Genomic DNA, 18539 nt, shown 5'->3' with positions numbered 1-18539 from the left:
ACTATCGTAGAGGCGTGAGTGAGCGCGAGAGGGGCCTGTTCGCGGGCAGGGGAATCCACCTGCCAAGCTGGAAGGCCATCATCGTCACCGTCGCCATCACGTTCGTGGCTGGGCTTGCCGTCGGGTGGGGAACAAGCCTGGTAGGCGGTAACCTCGCGACCGTCGAGCCGTCTCTGAGCCCCAGTGCCACGCCGGAACCGTCGCCCACGGTCGATGTATCGCTACCACCTCTAGAGCCCATCGATCGCGAGCTCGACGAGGACGACATAAACGCAGGGTTGACGTCGCTGGCGATACCTGAGCGCCTTGACGGGATGTACACCACGGTGACGGCCGATGCTGAACCCACCGGGGATGCCCAAGCTATCCGTTACGTACGGGTGGACTATGAGACGGGCTTGGGGATCAACGATCTCGCTCTCGCGAGCTATGTCTTGGACGTGCTCAACGATCCGCGTGGGTGGGGCGCAAACGGTCGTTACGAGTACGTACCGACAGCGGGAGTCGCGGACATTCGTGTGGCGCTCGCCAGCCCTTACACAGCGACGCTGACATGCCCCAACCCTCATGCGCCCGCATCACTTGGGGTGCAAGCCGACCCCACGGCAACGCCGTCCGCATCCGCCGAGGCATCCGCAGACGCGAGCCCCGAGAGCTCGCCTTCGCCGTCGTCATCCGCCTCTGCGTCTCCGTCGGTGAGTGCTGAGCAGGAAGGCACCTGTGCGGACCGCGGCCTGATCATGATCAGCGCCTACGACTGGGCAGCCGGTCTCGACTCTTACGGCGACGAACGCAATGAGTCGCGCGAGTACTCCGTAAGCCACGGCGTGGGCCACGTGCTGGGCGAGGAGGACGGCATTTGCGCATCGGGTCGTGCCTTGCTGATGACGAATCAGGAAGAGCTGCCGGACGAGTGCACTCCCAACCCCTGGCCGTACCCTGACGAACCGGTTCCGGAGCCCAGCCCCACGCCGGAACCCTCAGTCTCGCCCTCCGCCGACGAGTAGCCGCGGGCATGTCACAGGGGTGTGGTGAAGTAGCTGCATGAGCGTTCGACTCACCCCACCGGCGGCGCGTGACGCAGTGCCATCGCTCGACCCTTCGCAACGGACCGCGGTCGCGCACGCAGTTGGCGGTCCGTCGCATCTCGTCATCGTGGGTGGGCCGGGAACCGGGAAGACCACGGTCGCCGCGGAAGTCGCCGCCCGTGCAGTCGCTGACGGTCTCGCCCCCGAACAACTTCTGGTGCTGGCCCCCACACGTACCGCCGCGGCGTCGCTCCGTGACGACGTCTCGGCTGCGATTGGCAGGCCCACCGGTGTGCCGGTGGTGCGGACCGCAGCATCCGTTGGGCACGCGATCCTGGCCGCTCGGGCAGAGGCGCAAGGAGCGCCGGTGCCCGCGCTGATTACGGGAGCAGAACAGGACACAGTGCTGCGCGAGCTCCTCGAGGGGCATCGTTCTGGCTCGGTTCCGGGTCCGGATTGGGCGGGCGTCGTTCCCGAGGAGGCCACGTCCCTGCCCGGATTTCGGTCCGAACTGCGAGACGTCATCATGCGCGCTACTGAGGCGGGGCTCGAACCCGACCAACTCATTGACGTCGCACGTGAAGTGCAACGGCCCGAGTGGGACGCCGTCGCCCATGTCATGCGCGAGTACCAGGACAACCTTGTCTACCGGACCCTTCCGGGGGACCAGGGCTTCAAGTACGACCCCGCCAGCGCCGCGCGTGAAGCAGCCGTCGCGTTGGACACGTGGGATGAGGCGTGGGGTGCGCGTCCCATGTGGTCCCTTGTGATTGTCGACGACTATCAGGACGCGACCGAGGCGACGATCGCGCTCTTGGACGCCATGGCGCAGGCGGGCGCGCGGCTTGTGCTCCTTGGAAACGCGGACGAGTCCGTGCAGGGATATCGGGGCGCGGTGCCCTCCGCCCTCGCAGATGCCACCTCGGATATGCCTGGCCGGGGATTCGGCGCGGAGCTTGTGCGCCTGGACAAAACGCATCGGCAAGGCGAGGCTCTCGCCGCGGTAGCCGATGCTGTTGTGAGTCACATCGGTACGCAGGGAGTCGGGTCTGTGCGGACCGGGGGGCGCTCGGGAGCCGGTGCACCCGTCGAGGTCATTGTCGCGCCGCACCGCTACGCCCAGTCCAGGTCCATCGCCGCGGCCCTGCGGCGCGTGCGTCACGCGGACGCGGCGCCGGTGCCGTGGTCGTCGATGGCGGTCATCGCACGTTCCAACACGCAATTGCGTGAGCTCCGTGCGGATCTCCTGGGCGCGGATATCCCGTGCGAGTCCCTGGGCGACTCGGTGGCCCTGCATCAGCAGGGCGCCGTCGCCTCACTCCTGACGCTCATGCGGATCGCCCTAGGCGAGGAGTGGACGGAGGATAGCGCGGTCGACGTGCTGACCTCGCGGCTCATCGGGGTGGACCCCGTGGGACTTCGCAGGTTGCGGCGCGCGCTCGTCCGCGAGGAACGCGCACACGATGGATTGCGACCGGCGAGCGAGCTGCTGGTCGAGGCGATGCATGCGCACGAGCGCTGGGCGAGCATCGACGAGCGAGAGGCCGTGCTGGCAGCCCGCGCGGTGCGCTCAGTAGATGCGGCGCGCACGCTCGTCGAGGAAAGCGCTTCGCCTCGGCGCGTGATCTGGGCGCTGTGGACCGAACTCGACGTCGCCGACACATGGCGAACCGGAGCGCTCGCCGGTTCCGCTCGCGACGATGCGGATCTCGACGCCGTCATCGCGCTCATGCGTGCTGCTCAGAACTATGAAGAGCGCATGGGTGCCGCGCGTCTTGACGGATTCATTAAGCACGTTGCGTCGCAGGACTTCGCAACCGACAGCCTCGGTGCCCGTGCCCAGGGTGTCGACGCAGTGTCCCTGGTGACCCCCGCATCGGCTGCTGGTCGCGAATGGGACGTCGTGGTCGTTGCAGGGCTCGAAGAGGGGGCCTGGCCAAACCTTCGGCTCCGAGACTCGGTGCTCGGTGCACAACACCTGGCTCAGGTTCTCACTGGCCGTGCCGCCCTTGACCCGCTGACGGCTGAGCGGCGCACACAACTAGCGTCCAGCGCGCGGCGCGACATCGTGGACGACGAGACTCGTGCATTTGCCGTCGCTGTGTCGCGGGCCAAGAAGTCCCTAGTGCTCACGTGTGTGCAAGACGCTGAGAGCCGGCCGTCTCGGTACATCGATTGGGTGCAAGAGGTCACTGGGGTTGACCGGTCCGATGCTGGCACCACACCCGTCGTCGGCGACCTGAGGCATGCGGTTGCCACCTTGCGTGCGCAAGGCGCCGCGGCAGAGGGCGACGACCGCGCGGGTTATGTCACGGCCTTGGCGAAGCTCGCGCGGCGAGGCGTGGCAGGAGCCTCTCCCAGTCAGTGGCACGGTGTGTCCGCTCCATCGACCGTCGACGGGTTCTATCCCGAGGATGTTCCGGTGCGGGTATCGCCGTCCAAGGTCGAAGGCGTCGAACGGTGCACGCTGCGGTGGGCGCTTGAGGCCGCCGGCGGTACTGGGCAAGACTCCGAGAAGCAGAGCCTGGGAACCCTGATCCACGAAATCGCCGCGGAACTTCCACGGGGATCTCACGAGGAGCTCTCGGCAGAGCTGGACCGCCGCTGGCCCGAGGTGGCCGGGACGGAGACTTTCCCTGACCGTGCCCTGCGAACCAAAGCAGACAAGATGATCGACCGGCTGGCCGGCTACATCGTCACCCACCCGGCGGAGGCAGTCGCGGTCGAGAAGGGATTCTCCGTCCACATCGGTAACGCAGTGCTATCCGGTAGCGCGGATCGCGTCGAGTGCACCGAGGACGGCGTGACTGTGGTGGACCTCAAGACCGGCAGCGCCTCCTACGTGGGTGACGTCGAGACTCACGCCCAACTGTCGATGTATCAGCTTGCTGCCGCGCACGGAGCGTTCGAGGGGCTGGATTCGGTCGACGGCGCGGCCCTCGCGTTCGTCGGTGGCGACACCGTTAATCACAAGGTGGTCAAGCAAGACGCCATTGATGTTGCCGAACAAGAGAAGCGTCTGAGCACGGTCGTCGAGGCGATGAGCGCAGACCATTTCATCGCGGTCGAGAACGACATGTGCGCCATGTGCCCGGTGCGCCACGTGTGCCCCATTCAGCCGGAGGGAAAGCAGGTGAGCGACGGATGAATGACGACAGCGTGATTGTGGGCCAGTCCCGGAGCGTCCAGGAACTGTCCGCGCTCATCAACCCCTCCACGCGGCCCACTGCGGAGCAAGCCGCGATCATTGGCTCGGGCCTGTCGCCCACGTTGGTGGTTGCGGGCGCAGGTTCGGGTAAGACAGAGACGCTATCGATGCGCATGGTCTATCTCCTTGACCACGGCGAGGAACTCTTTGGCCGACCCATCAGCCCCGATGAAATTCTGTGCCTGACCTTCACCCGTAAGGCTGCTGCCGAGATCGCGGAACGGTCGGGGGAGCGCATCGCCGCCGCGTTCGGCAAGGACGCATCCCGCCCGCCGGTCTCGGTGGCGACGTACAACGGTTACTCGGCATCCCTCGTGGCGGAGCACGGACTGCGTCTTGGAGTCGATCCGGATTCCGCAACCGTGACCGACGCCGCGCTGTGGCAACTGGCCCACGACATCGTGAGCAACTGGACGGACGTAGTCGCCCTGTCATCCGCCCAGAGCACCGTCACGCGCGCGATCGTGCACTTGAACTCACAGATGCGCGAGCACCTCGTCACTCCTCGGGAAGTGCGGCGTTGGGCAGAGAGCCTCTGGGAGACGCTGTCAGAGCTTCCTGCGCCTCAGGGAACCGCGCTCGTCAACCGCAACGGCAACGCGACCCCGGAGGCGAAGGACCTGAGTGGCGTTCAGGCTTTGCTGGATCTGGTCCCGATGGTCGAGGCGTACCAGCGGCGCAAGCGTGAGAGCGCCTTTCTCGACTTCTCTGATCAGGTCGCCTACGGAGTCGAACTCGCCGCCTTGCCGGGAGTTCAAGCGATCGAACGTAGTCGCTACCGCGTTGTGCTCCTCGACGAGTTCCAAGACACCTCGCCGGCCCAACTGACACTGTTCGCCACCATGTTTGGCGAGGACCACCCCGTGATGGCCGTCGGCGACCCCAATCAGGCGATCTACGGCTTCAGAGGCGCGTCCGCCAGTGCACTTTCCTCGTTTGTGTCGCAATTCGGCGGTCCCGGTTCGGTTGTGAGCCGGACGCTGTCGGTGTCCTGGCGCAACGAAGCCGCGGTGCTCGACGTCGCGAACGCGATCGCTGACACCCTTCCGGTCAATCCCCAGGTCTCCGTCGAGCCGCTCAAGTCCAAGGGCCAGTATCTGGAACGGCCAGAGCCGGAACGCGCCTCGCCCGGAGTCAGCGCGCACATGGCGGCAGACCTCACTGCGGAAGCTGAGGCCGTCGCCGACTTCATCCTCGCGCGCCGCGCGGAACTCGCACCCGAACGCAAACCCCACGAACCCGTGACGGCGTCTGTGTTGTGCCGTCGCCGCGTCCAGTTCCCCGCCATCGTCGCAGCCCTCACCGACCGCGGCCTCGACTACGAAGTTGTGGGGCTGGGCGGACTCATCGACACACCTGAAGTCGCAGAACTCCTCGCGCTTCTGGAGGTCGTACACGATCCGGCCCGTGGGGACGCGCTCATGCGCCTCGTCGCGGGGGAGCGCATCGCGCTGGGCCCCGCGGACTTGATGGCTCTCAAGGACTGGTCGGAGCGGGACATGGACCGCAGCGATCGTGGGGCCGCCTTTGCGCCCACCATCGTCGACGGGCTCGAAGAGCTCCCTGATGAACACTGGCGCTCGCGAGACGGCCGCAGCATCTCGGCGACTGCGCTGCGACGCCTGCGGGATCTCCAATCAGTAATCCGCGCTGTTCGTGAACACAGTTACCTCTCGCTGGGTGAACTCATCGTGTTTGCGGAGCGCGCATGGGGCCTCGACATTGAGGCTGAGGTCGCACGCCCCGACGGCCGCGCCGTGCGCAACATGGACGCCTTCATCGATGCCGCGCGCGGATTCGCCGCAGGAGCCGAGCGGGCGACCCTGGGCGCGTTCCTCGCGTGGCTTGACGCGGCACGCAGTGAGGAGCGCGGGCTTTCCGCACCGGTCAAGGAGCCCGAGCCCGACGCTGTGCAGATCCTTACCGCGCACAGCGCTAAGGGACTCGAATGGGACATCGTTGCCGTACCCGGACTCACCCAGGGAACTGGACGGGGCGCCAAGAGCCAGTTTCCATCCGGCTCGGTGCCGAAGGTTGTCGATGGCGATGACGGACCGGAGATTCGCCTCAACGACAGCGCATGGCTCAGTGGCATCGGAAACTTGCCCTTTGACCTGCGCCTTGACCGGGATGATTTGCCGCTGTGGGACAGGGGAGACGTCGTGGATCGCCCCACGCTCGCCGACTCCCTCGCAGGGTTCAAGGCTGATGCCGGCCTGCACCGCCTGGACGAGGAGCGGCGGCTGTTCTACGTTGCACTGACGCGTGCTCGCTCCCATGTCTATCTCACCGGATCGTGGTGGACGACGTCGAAGTCGCCGTCGGCGCCCTCGCTCCTCATGCGTGAACTCCTGGACGCGGGCCACGTCACGAAGGACGGCTGGGCACATGAGCCGGAGCCCGATGCCGAGCGTCCCGAGCAGCCACCCGCCCAGGGCCTGTGGCCACCGCCGGCCACGGCCGCGCAGCGTGAGCGTCGCGCGCTCGCGAGTGAAGTTCTCGAGGCAATGTCGACGCCTGAAGCCAGCGACCCCGCCTGGAGTTCGGAACTACCCCTGGCCTCCGATCTCGAGGCGATGTTGGCAGAGCGTGACGCGTCCCGGTTCGCTGGGCCCGCAGTGCCCATGCCAGGCCACCTCACGACTTCCGCGCTCGTGGCTCTCAAGCGCGACCGCGCGGAGTTCGCAGATCAGCTTCGTCGGCCGGTGCCACAAGAACCCACCATCGCGGCCGAGATGGGCAACGCGCTGCACGCGTGGATCGAGTCGCAATTCGGGCACACGTCGCTGCTCAGCGTCGACGAACTCGATGGCCTCGATGCTGGCCATGACCGCGCCGACCTCGCACGACTGCAGGACAATTTCGCATCGTCGGAGTGGGCGAGCCGCAAGCCGTCGGACATCGAGGTGCGCGTCGAATTGCCGGTCGAGGGCGTCACGATCCGTTCGCGCATCGACGCTGTCTTCCCGCCGGGACAGGGCCTCGACCGCGTCACTGTCGTGGACTGGAAATCCGGCCGGCCGCCACGTGACGACGCCGAACGCACCGCACGCGAGGTGCAACTCGCTGTCTACCGGTTGGCCTGGGCGGAATGGAAGAGTCTGGACATCGAAGAGGTCGACGCGGCGTTCTACTACGCGGGCGCCGACGTGACGGTGCGACCGCAGGCGCTGTTGTCGCGCGAGGAGATCGTGGCGCTCATCCGCGGAGACGACGCCGAGTAGCCGTCCGGCACGGCACTCCAGCAGGAACCGGTTAGTCCTCGGAAGCGTCGTCGAAGAGCATGGCCTCGAGGTCGGCGAGCATTCCTTCGCCATCGGCGACCACATCGGCGTTGTCCGTGCGGACGCCGTACATCAGCCACCGCAGCAGAGCGAGCTCCGAGGCCAGCCGGGCGCGGTCAAGCAGGTGCGAGTCGGGGGTCTCGCGGCGGCGCAGACGGTACGCCTCCATGACGGTGTCGAGGATGTCCTCGGGCGCAGATGCGACAAGCCACGCAAGGTCATCGGCCGGATCCGCGACTCTTGCATCCATCCAGTCCTTGATCCCGGCCACGGCATCGCGGTTGGTGACGATTTGGTGCTCGCCGAGGTCGCCGTGCACGACGGCGGGTTCAAAGCGCCACCACGAGACGTTTTCGAGTTGACGCTCCCAGCGGTCCGCGAGGCGCGGGGGAATCTTGCCGGTCTGAATACCCGCGTCCAGCTCCGCAAGGCGACGCTGCCGGTACTGCTCGGCGTCGTAGGTAGGGAGGCCTTCGTCGTCGACGAGCGTCGGCGGCAGTTCGTGGATCTCGGCGAGTGCCCGGCCGAGGTTCGCGGCAAGGCCAGGTCCGGCCTCGAGCCGCGCAAGCACGAGCGGAGCGCCGGGTACTTCCGAGTAGACGATCGCGCGTCCGTCGTCACTGCCGCTGAGGGACGCGGCGCCCTTGGGGCGCGGCACGTCGAACGAGACGAGGTCAGTGTCGTGGGCACGTCCAAGCGCCTTGAGCAGTCCGCGCTCGGCCTCGAGAGCGGCACCAGCGGCAGGGCGGCGGGGTGCGCGCACGATCCAGCGCGTGCCAGTAGCGTCCTTGACGACGACCACATCAAAGTCGGCGTCAGAATGTGGGCTGCGCAGCACGTCGTAGACATCAAGGCCGGGAACGGCGACTGATGCGAGCGCTGCGAGCGCAAGCGGAGAACGAGGCACCTGCTCACCGTAGAGCGAAAAGCCCCTGGACGCCACGCTCCACGCCGCCTGTTGGCGTAGCGTGGCCGGGTGAGCCGACCCCATGACTTTGCAGCTCCGTCCCTGGTGGACCGTGCCGCGCACCTGAGAGAGACCATCGATCCCGCAGCCTGTCATGCCGTGATCGTGCACCGCGGCTCGGTCGCCGTCACCGACAGCGGGCTCGCGCTCGTCCCTCCGGGTGCCCACCCGGACGCATCATCGGTTGTCTTTCTCGGCACCGCACACGACCAGCACCTCGTGACGATCGTCCCCGATGAACCCGACTCCGCCCTTCCCAGCCACGCGCGGTGGGCGCCCCTGCGCGACGTACTGATGCAAGCATCGGCCCTTGAAAAGGGGTCTCTCGAAGCGGAACTGGCCACGACTGCCGTGGCCATCACGACCTGGCACGACACCCACGGTCACTGCCCACGATGCGGGTCGCCGACTCAGCCGCGTCAAGCGGGATGGACGCGGCAATGTGCGTCCTGCGAGCGGGAACTTTACCCGCGGACTGATCCGGCGATGATTGTCGCGATCACGGACGACCAGGACCGGCTCCTCCTGGCGCACGGAGCGAGGTTCTCACGGCGGAGGTACTCGGTCCTCGCGGGCTTCGTGGAACCCGGCGAGAGCCTCGAGCACGCCGTGCACCGCGAGGTGCGCGAAGAGGTCGGGATTGGCGTCACGGACGTCACCTACCTGGGCTCACAGCCGTGGCCGTTCCCCGGGTCGGTGATGACCGCATTCAAGGCGCGCGCCATTGAAACGGAGCTGCACCTCGACAAGGAAGAGATTCTCGATGCCCGGTGGGTGTCGCGCGACGAGCTCCCGGAACTGATCGAGGCAGGGGAGTTAGTACCGCCGCCTGTGGGGTCAATCGCGAGCCGGATGGTGGCGATGTGGTTGCGTGGCGACGGAGGGCCGATGCCGGGGTGGGGAAACGATGTCAGTGGCACCTGACACCATGGTCCCCTGATGTCAGCAGAGAAGATTCTTGAGGCGCTTGATCCCGAACAGCGCGAGGTGGCGACGGCCCTTCACGGTCCCGTGTGCGTGCTTGCCGGTGCCGGTACGGGAAAGACGCGCGCCATTACCCATCGCATCGCGTATGGCGCGCAGGTAGGCGCCTACAACCCGCAATCGGTGCTGGCGGTGACGTTCACAGCGCGGGCTGCAGGGGAGATGCGACAGCGACTCAAAGGCTTGGGCGTCAGCGGTGTGCAGGCGCGCACCTTCCACGCGGCCGCGCTGAGGCAACTGAGCTATTTCTGGCCGCAAGTGGTGGGTGGCCAGATGCCTAAGTTGGTGGAGCAGAAGGCGCCGCTCGTGGGCCGCGCAGCACGTCACGCTGGGCTCCGTCCTGACCGTCTCACGGTGCGCGACTTAGCGAGTGAAATCGAGTGGGCCAAGGTCGCACTCGTGTCCGCCGAGGACTATGCGACGGTGATCGCGAAGGAAGGCCGCCCCACGCCAGCTGGAGTCGAGCCCACGGTGATGGCCGATGTCATGCGGGCGTACGAGGACGCGAAGACCGATGCCGTGGTGCTGGACTTCGAGGACATCCTGTTGCTGCTCGCGGACATTATTGGGCGTCACGGCGAGGTCGGCGAACAGATCCGGCGGCAGTACCGCCACTTTGTCGTGGACGAGTACCAGGACGTTTCTCCACTGCAGCAGTTTTTGCTCGAACAATGGATGGGCGGCCGGAATGAACTGTGCGTGGTCGGTGACCCGGCCCAGACCATCTACTCGTTCGCGGGGGCGTCGCCTCAACACTTGATGGGCTTCACGCGTACCTACGACAACGCCACCGTGGTGCGGCTTGTCCGTGACTATCGCTCGACACCGGAAGTCGTGGGCCTCGCCAACTCGCTGATGGCAAAGCGGGGTGCGGGCCAGGCAGGCGTGGAACTGATCGCTCAGCGGCCGCATGGTCCTGCGCCCGTCTACACCGCCTATGAGGATGAGCAAGCGGAGTCCGCGGGCATTGCCGAGCGCATCGACCGGCTCATCGCCTCAGGCGTCGCGCCATCCGAGATCGCGGTGCTCTATCGAATCAATAGTCAGTCGGAGGCGCTTGAAGAGGCGCTGGCCGAACGTGGAATCGGCTACCTGGTGCGGGGCGGTCAACGGTTCTTCGACCGCGAAGAGGTGCGCAAGGCCATGGTGCTACTACGTGGCGCCGCGGTTGCGCCGTCGGAAGAGACGGTGGGCGTCCAGGTTCGCGAGGCGCTTTCTGGAGCCGGCTGGAGTGAAGAGGCGCCGCCTGCTAGGGGCGCGGTCCGTGAGCGCTGGGAGTCGCTCCAGTCGCTTGCGCAACTCGCCGACGATTTCGACGCCGATGCCGGTGGCGGCGCCACCATGCGGGAGTTTGTCGAGCACCTCGTCGAGCGTGCTCAGGCTCAACATGCACCCACGGTCGAGGGCGTGACCCTGACCACGATGCACGCCGCGAAGGGTCTGGAGTGGGACGCGGTATTCATCGCCGGCTGTTCCGAGGGACTGATGCCCGTGTCGATGGCGGAGACGCCCGAGTCGGTCGAGGAAGAGCGGCGGCTGCTCTACGTCGCGATCACCCGTGCCCGCGAACACCTGCACCTGAGTTTCGCACGCGCGCGCAAGGCCGGTGGGCGCGCGACCCGCAAGCGCACACGCTTCCTCGAGCCGATGTGGCCCGACTCCGTCGCCCCGCGCACGCCGCGCCGGTCTACGAAGGAGTCGCTCAAGGACCTGGGGCCTGAGGACCTACGGCTGTTCGAGTCGCTCAAGACCTGGCGTGCCGCCGTCGCAAAGGAAGCCAGCAAGCCCGCGTTCACCGTGATTGTGGACTCAACGATGGCTCAGATTGCCCGGAACCGTCCCGGCACCCTTGGCGAGCTCGCCAAGGTCCACGGAATCGGCGCCTCCAAACTCGAAACCTACGGCCTCGCAATCCTCGAGGTCGTCGCCGAGCACTGATCCGCAGTGACACTCGGGGTGCCGGTGTGGCGTGCCGTGGTGTGTCAGCGCGTCCGGCGCGAGCCGCCACACCCCTGGGTCGTGCCCTGCCGTCCCCGCTCGGACAGCCCGTGCGATCAGCGCGGCGGCTTCAGGCACCAGGTGTGGATCAACACGAGCGCGCCGTCCGTCGCACTGAATCGCGATGTAGGGCCACGCGGCGTCGCCATCGGCCGCATGAAGTCCCAGGCATGTCGAGCAAGGGGTGGTGCCCGGCCGAATGAACGGACCCACGCTCACCCCGGCGTCATCCGTGACCACCAGCAGGTGGGGTTGGTCGCGCGCCAGTACGTCTATCGCTGTAAGCGACGGGCTGCCGAAGGACACGAGCACCTCGACATCTACCGGTTCAAACGCGGCGATGTCTTCGCCAGCGCGGATCCCAGATGCGCGGAGTGCGGATTCCAGCGCGGCCCGCACCGATCGCGGAGCGTTGACGCGTGCCGAGACCGGGCCGGACACGGTGGAGTCGTCCTCGGCGATCAGTCCCGCTGTGCGGAGTCGGTGGGCCAGAAAGGAATACGGGGCTGAGTCGGCGGCACGGCTACCCTCGAGGGCCATGAGCCACTCCCTTTGTGGCGCGTCGAGGCGAGGAAAGTCGACGTAGTGGTGCAGCCCGACCCGGACGCCATTGTCCGGCAGTGCCAGCACGGGAACCCCTGGTTTCAGTCGCATCCCTCCAGCGTGGCAGGCGCGACGGGCCCGCAACCGTTGTCCACAGGGACGATACTTCGCTGGCCTAGCCGCAGCATCGGCCCTCCGTACGTCACGGGCCGTGAACGCAGTGAAGGGCCGCCCCCACACGGGGACGGCCCTTCACTCACGCGTGGCTAATGCCAGGCGTTACGCCTTGCCGAGGATGCGGTTCAGCTTGGTGCCGCACTCGGGGCACACGGCCTTCGCCATGCGGCGACCGTTCTCGGAAACAACCACGTCACCCTCAGTGGTGCGCTTGTCCTTGCACTTCACGCAGTAGAACTCACCCTGGTACTTGTCGGCCATCAGCCTTCTCCTTCTCTAGTGACGCGCGGCGCCGGGGACGTCGCGCACGTGGTGGCCACGGGGACCAATCATGAGACAGCGTAGACGGAACTGGCGCTTTTGTGCTCAACCCGCGTCCGCGCCGTGTCGCGCCACAGCGCCTATTCGGGCCGGGAATCGCCCTCTGAATCGCCGTCGGGGTTCGCAGGTGAAGACGTGTCAGATTCATCGCCGGCGCCTGCCGCTCCCGACAGCATGGCCTCGAGTTCGCGATCGACATCATCCTCTGCGTCAGGTCCGGACAGCCAGCGGTCAATCCACGCGCTGGGTTCGTCGAGGTCCTCGCTGGTGGGCAGCAGGTCCGGGTGCGACCACACGCGGTCGCGCTCGTCCTGGCCAGCACGGATGGACAATTCGCGCCACAGTGCGGTCGCTTCGCGCATGCGGCGGGGGCGCAACTCGAGGCCCAGCAGGGTCGAGAAGGCGTCCTCGGCTGGGCCGCCAGCGGCGCGGCGTCGACGGAGCATCTCGCTCAGCGCGCCGATCGACGGCAGGTGTGGTGCTGCAGCGCGCAGGGCAATCTCGTCGACCCAACCCTCGATGAGCGCAAGCAGCGTCTCGATCGACGTCAGCGTCGCTTCCTGCTCATCCGAGTGTCGAGGCTGGAAGATGCCGCGGGTCAGGGCCTCCTGAAGCTTGGCGGGGTCCTGCATTCCGATCTCGCCCACGGCCTCATCGAGGGCCTCGATGTCGATGTTAATTCCGGAGGCGTAGCGCTCGATCAGGTGGTGGAGGTGGCCCACGAGCCACGGAGCGGCGGTGAACAGGCGGACGTGAGCGGCCTCGCGGAGCGCGACAAACGTGAGGACCTCGTCTTCGTCGATGTCGAGGCCTTCTGCGAACTCGCTGATGACGCTGGGCACGAGCGCGACGCGGGGCTCAGCCAGCAGCGGGAATCCAAGGTCGGTCGAACCGAAGCTCTCGCGGGCCATCTGACCGGCCACTTGCCCCATGTGCATGCCGCACACCGTGGGACTCACGGAGCCCACCAGGCCCGATGTCTCTGCGCCGGGGAGCATCGCGGACATTCCGCCGTCTTCCTGAGCGCCCTTGAGGATGCCGGACAGTGCTTTCGACACCGAGATCGCTACCGGGCCGGTGAGGACCTGCCAGGTGGGGAGGGTTGCTTCGATCCACTCGGCGCGGCTCCAGACCTTGGGGTCGCGGCCGGTGGGGTTGAAGTCGGTGGTGGCATCCAGCCACAGCTGCGCTTGCGAGATTGCGGCACGGTGTTTTTGGGACACGGTGGCCGTCACTGTGGGGTCGCCGCCTTGTGCCGCGACGCCCCGTGCCACGTCGTGGGCAAGCGTCCAGTTGACGTCTTCGCCCTGCGACTGATTCACCAACGATCGAATCTGGCCGAGTACGTGGTCCATCATTCCGGGGTTGTCCAGCATGCCCGAGGCCTGCGCGAGGGCATTGGGATCCATGCCCATGCGCTCAAGTTCTTCCATGGCGGCCTCGGCGTCGTCTCCGAACAGTTCGCGCAGCAGGCGCATCCACGGGGTGTTGTCGTCGCTCACGTAAATCTCCTGGTGTCGGTGACGGGCGCGCGTCGCTCGCGTCGATTCCAACCTAACCCGCGCGCACGCGAGTTGGGCGCATCGTTCGCTATAAGCAATGATGGTCCGGTGATGCCTCAAGACGAGACTGAACCGGTGGCCACCGATCCCGATGAGATTGGCGCGCACCGCTACACCGTGATGTCCATTGCCGGACTCGTCGCGGCGGCTCTCATGGCGATCCTGTCTGTGCTTCCTGCCCAGTTCGCCATCGGTGGTCCGGGGCCTACCTACGACACGCTTGGTGTGGACGACGAGGGCACTCCCCTCGTGCAGATTGAGGGTGCGCCCACCTATCCCGCGTCAGGCGAGTTGCGCCTCACGACCGTGTCAGTCGCGCGCTCCAGCTCAGAACTGTTCACGCTAGGCCCGGTGTTGCGCGGCTGGCTGTCTCAGGAGCGCTACGTCCAGCCTGAAGAGGACGTCTTTGGCGATCCGGATCAGGAAGAAGAGTTCGACGAGCAGTCGCAGCTTGAATGGGTCACATCCCAGGAGGCCGCCACCGTCGCCGCTCTCGAGGTGCTGGGCGAGCCCGTACCCGCGACCCTTACCGTGGCCGGCCTTGATCCCACGTCGCAAGCAGAGGGTCTCATCGAGGCCGGGGACGTGATCACCTCGGTTGACGGTGCGGACGTTACGACCTTCACGGAACTGACCGATGCTGTGACGGCTCTCGCTCCCGGCGACGACATTACGGTGGGTTTCACCCGTGACGGCACCGAGGACGAAGCCACCTTTGGTCTCAACGACAACGGCTCCGGAGGCGCGGTGATGGGTCTGTACATCGACCCTGCCTTCGATCTCCCCATTGACGTCACGGTCCAGATCGACAAGGTTGGGGGACCGAGCGCCGGAATGATGTTCTCGCTGGGCATCCTTGACAAGTTGACCGAGATCGATGAACTTGAGGGCGCCCATGTTGCAGGCACCGGCGCCCTCAGCGCTGATGGCGATGTGCACCCCATCGGCGGTATCCGCATGAAGCTCTACGGAGCGCTCAATGCGGGTGCCGAGTACTTCCTGGCGCCGATCGAGAACTGCGACGAGGTCGTCGATCATGTTCCCGAAGGCCTCGAGGTGTTCGCCGTGGACACCGTGGAGGATGCCTACGAGGCGATCCAAGCAATTGGAGCCTCCGACACCTCCGCGCTAGCCACGTGCACCGCACCGTGATTACTCTTGACCTCAGTTCCGATGCAGTGACCCAAAGGACCCTTTTGTGAGTTTCGCCGATACACCGTCCGACCGACCACGGCCTACGCGCCCGGTCGCTACCCCGCCGCGCAAGCGCTCGCCACTTCTTGTTGCGCTGATTGCTGTTGGCCTGTTCCTGTTGGCCACCGTGATTTTCGCCCAGGTATGGACCGAAGTTCGCTGGTATCAGCAGCTGGGCCACGAAGACGTTTTCTGGACGCAGTGGGTGGTCCGCCTGGTCATGTTCGTCGTCTTTGGTCTCATCGCCGGAGGCGCCGTGTGGCTGTCGCTGTGGCTTGCCAAGCGTGCGCGCCCAGCGGTTTCCACGGCCACGCGGGGGCCGGCCGACCAGCTCCGTGAGCAGATCCAGCCACTGGAAAAGGCCGTCATGGTCGCGCTGCCGATCTTCGTCGGCATCATTGCTGGTTTCTCGATGTCCGGTCGGTGGGAACAGTTCCTGGCCTGGTGGCACCATGAGCCCTTCGGAACCACGGACCCCCAGTTCGGCCTCGACGTCAGCTTCTACGTCTTCACGTTGCCGATCCTGCAGGCGCTCGTGGGCTTCTGGCTCGTCATTTCGATTCTGTGCACCCTGCTGGCCGCCTTCGTTCACCTCGTGTACGGCGGAATCTCAGGCGGCGGCCGTGCGTTCGTCGCCTCCGGCGGCGCGCGCATCCAGCTCGCAATTTCCGGTCTCCTGGTGATGCTCGGAATCGCCGCGAACTACTGGCTTGACCGCTATGCGCTCCTCAACTCGCAGGGTGAGAAGTTCTACGGCGCCGGCTACACCGACATCAATGCGATTCTCCCGGCCAAGATCATCCTGGTCGGCATTGCGCTCCTGGTGGGTCTGCTGTTCCTCGCGGTGATCTGGCGCGGTGACTGGCGTATCCCGGCCACGGGTGTTGCACTCATGGTGCTTTCCGCCTTGGTCGTGGGTGGTGTCTACCCCGCAATCGTGCAGAACTTCTCCGTTGAGCCGAACGCACAGGAACTTGAGAGCGAGTACATCCAGCGCAACATTGACGCTACGCTCGCGGCGTACGGCATTGATGAGGTCGAGACGACCCCCTATGCCGCGGCGACAGAAGCTGATGCCGACGCGCTCCGCGGAGATGCCGAGACCACCGCGCAGATCCGTCTGCTGGACCCCAACATCGTCTCTCCTGCGTTCCGTCAGCTGCAGCAGAACAAGCAGTACTACAACTTCCCTGACACCCTCGCGGTCGACCGCTATCGGATCGACGGCGAGATTCAGGACACCGTCATTGGAGTTCGTGAGCTCGACCTCAGCGGACTGTCGGACGAGAACCGCACGTGGGTCAACGACCACACGGTCTACACCCACGGATTCGGCATCGCCGCGGCCTACGGAAACCGCACCACGGCGGACGGCCAGCCCTCCTTCTTCGAGGGCGGCATCCCGTCGACCGGCCTGCTCGAGGTTGACCAGCCTCGCGTGTACTTCGGCACGACGGTGCCGGACTACTCGATCGTCGGCGCTCCCGAGGGCACTGACCCGTGGGAGCTCGATTTCCCGGATGACGACGCGGCCAACGGCCAGGTCAACACGACCTATACAGGTGATGGCGGCCCCAGCATCGGTTCGTTCTTCGAGAAGTTGATGTACGCGATCAAGTTCGGGGAATCGCAGATTCTGTTCTCCGACCGCGTGACGGCCGAGTCGCAGGTCATGTACCACCGCGACCCACTCGAGCGCGTTGCCCGCGTGGCGCCGTACCTCGAGCTCGACTCGACCAGCTACCCCGCCGTGGTCGATGGCGAGATCGTCTGGGTGGTTGACGGATACACGACGTCTGACCTGTACCCCTACTCGGCGCCGTGGAGCTCGAGCGCCCTGTTCGCGAGCTCGGCAGTGAACCCGCTGCCCTCACAGTTGAACTACATGTCCAACTCCGTGAAGGCGACCGTCAACGCTTACGACGGTTCGGTCAACCTGTATGCCTGGGACCCCGAGGACCCGATCCTGCAGACCTGGAGCAACGTGTTCCCGACTGCGATCGAGCCCATCGAGGACATCTCAGGCGACCTGATGAGCCACCTGCGCTACCCGGAGGAGCTCTTCCAGGTCCAGCGTGCTCAGCTTCAGCGCTATCACGTGACCGACGCATCGGCCTTCTACTCCGGTCAGGACGAGTGGGCAACGCCTAACGACCCGACCGCAGGCGACTCGGTGCTGCAGCCTCCGTACTACCTGACGCTGCAGATGCCTGGCCAGGATGACCCCGCGTTCTCGCTGTACACCACCTACATCCCTGGTGGTAACACGGACCGCAACATTCTGACTGGTTACCTCGCGGCGGACTCCGAGACCGGAGACACCCCCGGTGAGGTCGCGGAGGACTACGGAACTCTGCGTCTGCTCGAATTGCCGCGTGACACGACCATTCCTGGTCCAGGTCAGGTGCAGAACGACTTCAACTCGAACTCCGACGCGCAGACCACGCTGAACCTGCTGCGCCAGGGTGAGACTGACGTCCTCAACGGAAACCTCCTCACCCTGCCTGTTGGCGGCGGCTTGCTGTACGTCCAGCCGGTCTACGTCCAGGCATCCGAGGGCACGCAGATTCCGCTTCTGCGCAAGGTGTTCGTGTCCTTCGGTGAGGAAGTGGGCTTCGCTGACACCCTCCAGGAGGCGCTTGACCAGGTCTTCGGACCGGGCGCGGCGCCGGAGGCGCCGGATGAGACGGAGACCATCACAGACGACGGCGAAATCACCGATGAAGCCGATGTTGACGGTGGCGATACCGACACGGGCGACACCGACACTGGTGACACGGATTCCGGCGATACCGATACGGGCGACACCGGAACTGACTCGGGCACCATCGCCACAGACGACCTCGAGGCAGCGCAGATTCAGCTGCACGAGTCGCTCGCGGCCGCTCAGCAGGCGATCGAGGACGGCGAGGCTGCACTTGCCGTCGGCGACTTCGCTGCCTACGGTGAAGCCCAGGCTGACCTCGAGCAGGCCCTGAACGACGCAGTTGCGGCAGATGACCGCATCGCGGAGCTCACCGGTGTCACGTTCGACGACACTGCATCGGAGCCCGCGGCTTCGCCTGAGCCGTCGGCGACTGCTTCCGAGTAAGGCGATTTGGTTCCACGCCCCGCGTCGGTTAGGGTTGTATCTACCGACGCGGGGTGGAGCAGTTCGGTAGCTCGCCGGGCTCATAACCCGGAGGTCGCAGGTTCAAATCCTGTCCCCGCTACTACAGAAGGACCATCTACTTGGGAATTATCCCGGTAGGTGGTCCTTTTCCTTTCCCCCCT

The 18539-nt window shown here is 65.9% G+C and carries 10 protein-coding genes and 1 tRNA gene; 8 read left to right on the top strand and 3 right to left on the bottom strand.

The features are described 5' to 3' along the window. The first annotated feature begins 14 nt into the window (after positions 1–14). Genes AOP74_RS02850 through AOP74_RS02840 form a run of 3 tightly spaced genes read left to right on the top strand, consistent with a single transcriptional unit; the run spans position 15 to position 7460 of the window. Positions 15–1007, top strand: coding sequence for a DUF3152 domain-containing protein (locus tag AOP74_RS02850; RefSeq protein ID WP_160297439.1), 993 nt, complete (start codon positions 15–17; stop codon positions 1005–1007). Positions 1008–1044: 37 nt separating this feature from the next. Next, positions 1045–4176: an ATP-dependent helicase gene (locus AOP74_RS02845; protein ID WP_082095964.1), complete on the top strand. Its 3132-nt coding sequence runs from the start codon at positions 1045–1047 to the stop codon at positions 4174–4176. Next, entirely contained in the window at positions 4173–7460 is a 3288-nt protein-coding gene (locus AOP74_RS02840; RefSeq protein ID WP_061960819.1) for an ATP-dependent helicase, read from the top strand. Before AOP74_RS02845 ends, AOP74_RS02840 begins: the two co-directional genes overlap by 4 nt. A gap of 31 nt (positions 7461–7491) precedes the next feature. Here the strand turns inward: AOP74_RS02840 and AOP74_RS02835 are convergent, their stop codons facing one another. Beyond that, a complete protein-coding gene (locus AOP74_RS02835) occupies positions 7492–8427 on the bottom strand; it encodes a phosphotransferase (RefSeq protein ID WP_061961878.1) in 936 nt (311 codons plus the stop codon). A 69-nt stretch (positions 8428–8496) separates the two neighbouring features. Between AOP74_RS02835 and nudC the strand changes: the two genes are divergently transcribed. Then, the gene (gene nudC / locus AOP74_RS02830; protein WP_082095963.1) at positions 8497–9411 is read left to right on the top strand and encodes an NAD(+) diphosphatase; all 915 of its coding nucleotides are present in this window, start codon (positions 8497–8499) and stop codon (positions 9409–9411) included. A gap of 15 nt (positions 9412–9426) precedes the next feature. Beyond that, the gene (locus AOP74_RS02825; protein ID WP_061960817.1) at positions 9427–11409 is read left to right on the top strand and encodes an ATP-dependent helicase; all 1983 of its coding nucleotides are present in this window, start codon (positions 9427–9429) and stop codon (positions 11407–11409) included. Between the two features lie 882 nt (positions 11410–12291). Here the strand turns inward: AOP74_RS02825 and AOP74_RS12270 are convergent. Together AOP74_RS12270 and AOP74_RS02820 are read right to left on the bottom strand one after the other, a co-directional pair. After that, on the bottom strand, positions 12292–12450 hold the full coding sequence (locus AOP74_RS12270; protein ID WP_143340430.1) for a DUF5679 domain-containing protein: 159 nt from the start codon (positions 12448–12450) through the stop codon (positions 12292–12294). 140 nt (positions 12451–12590) lie between these two features. After that, positions 12591–14012 carry a zinc-dependent metalloprotease gene (locus AOP74_RS02820; RefSeq protein WP_061960816.1) on the bottom strand — a complete coding sequence of 474 codons (1422 nt, stop codon included), beginning with the start codon at positions 14010–14012 and terminating at the stop codon, positions 12591–12593. 111 nt (positions 14013–14123) lie between these two features. Here AOP74_RS02820 and AOP74_RS02815 point away from each other — a divergent pair, with 111 nt between their 5' ends. From AOP74_RS02815 to AOP74_RS02805, 3 genes are all read left to right on the top strand, one after another. Further along, complete coding sequence (locus AOP74_RS02815) at positions 14124–15224, top strand: YlbL family protein (RefSeq protein WP_082095962.1); 1101 nt, start codon at positions 14124–14126, stop codon at positions 15222–15224. A 46-nt stretch (positions 15225–15270) separates the two neighbouring features. Further along, positions 15271–18357: a UPF0182 family membrane protein gene (locus AOP74_RS02810; RefSeq protein WP_082095961.1), complete on the top strand. Its 3087-nt coding sequence runs from the start codon at positions 15271–15273 to the stop codon at positions 18355–18357. Positions 18358–18404: 47 nt separating this feature from the next. Next, positions 18405–18478, top strand: a tRNA-Met gene (locus AOP74_RS02805). The last annotated feature ends 61 nt before the right edge of the window (positions 18479–18539 follow it).

Source organism: Demequina flava (genome assembly GCF_000975035.1).
GTDB lineage: Bacteria > Actinomycetota > Actinomycetes > Actinomycetales > Demequinaceae > Demequina > Demequina flava.
The sequence above is the reverse complement of the archived record's forward strand: the minus strand, read 5'-3'. Positions and strand labels throughout refer to the sequence as shown.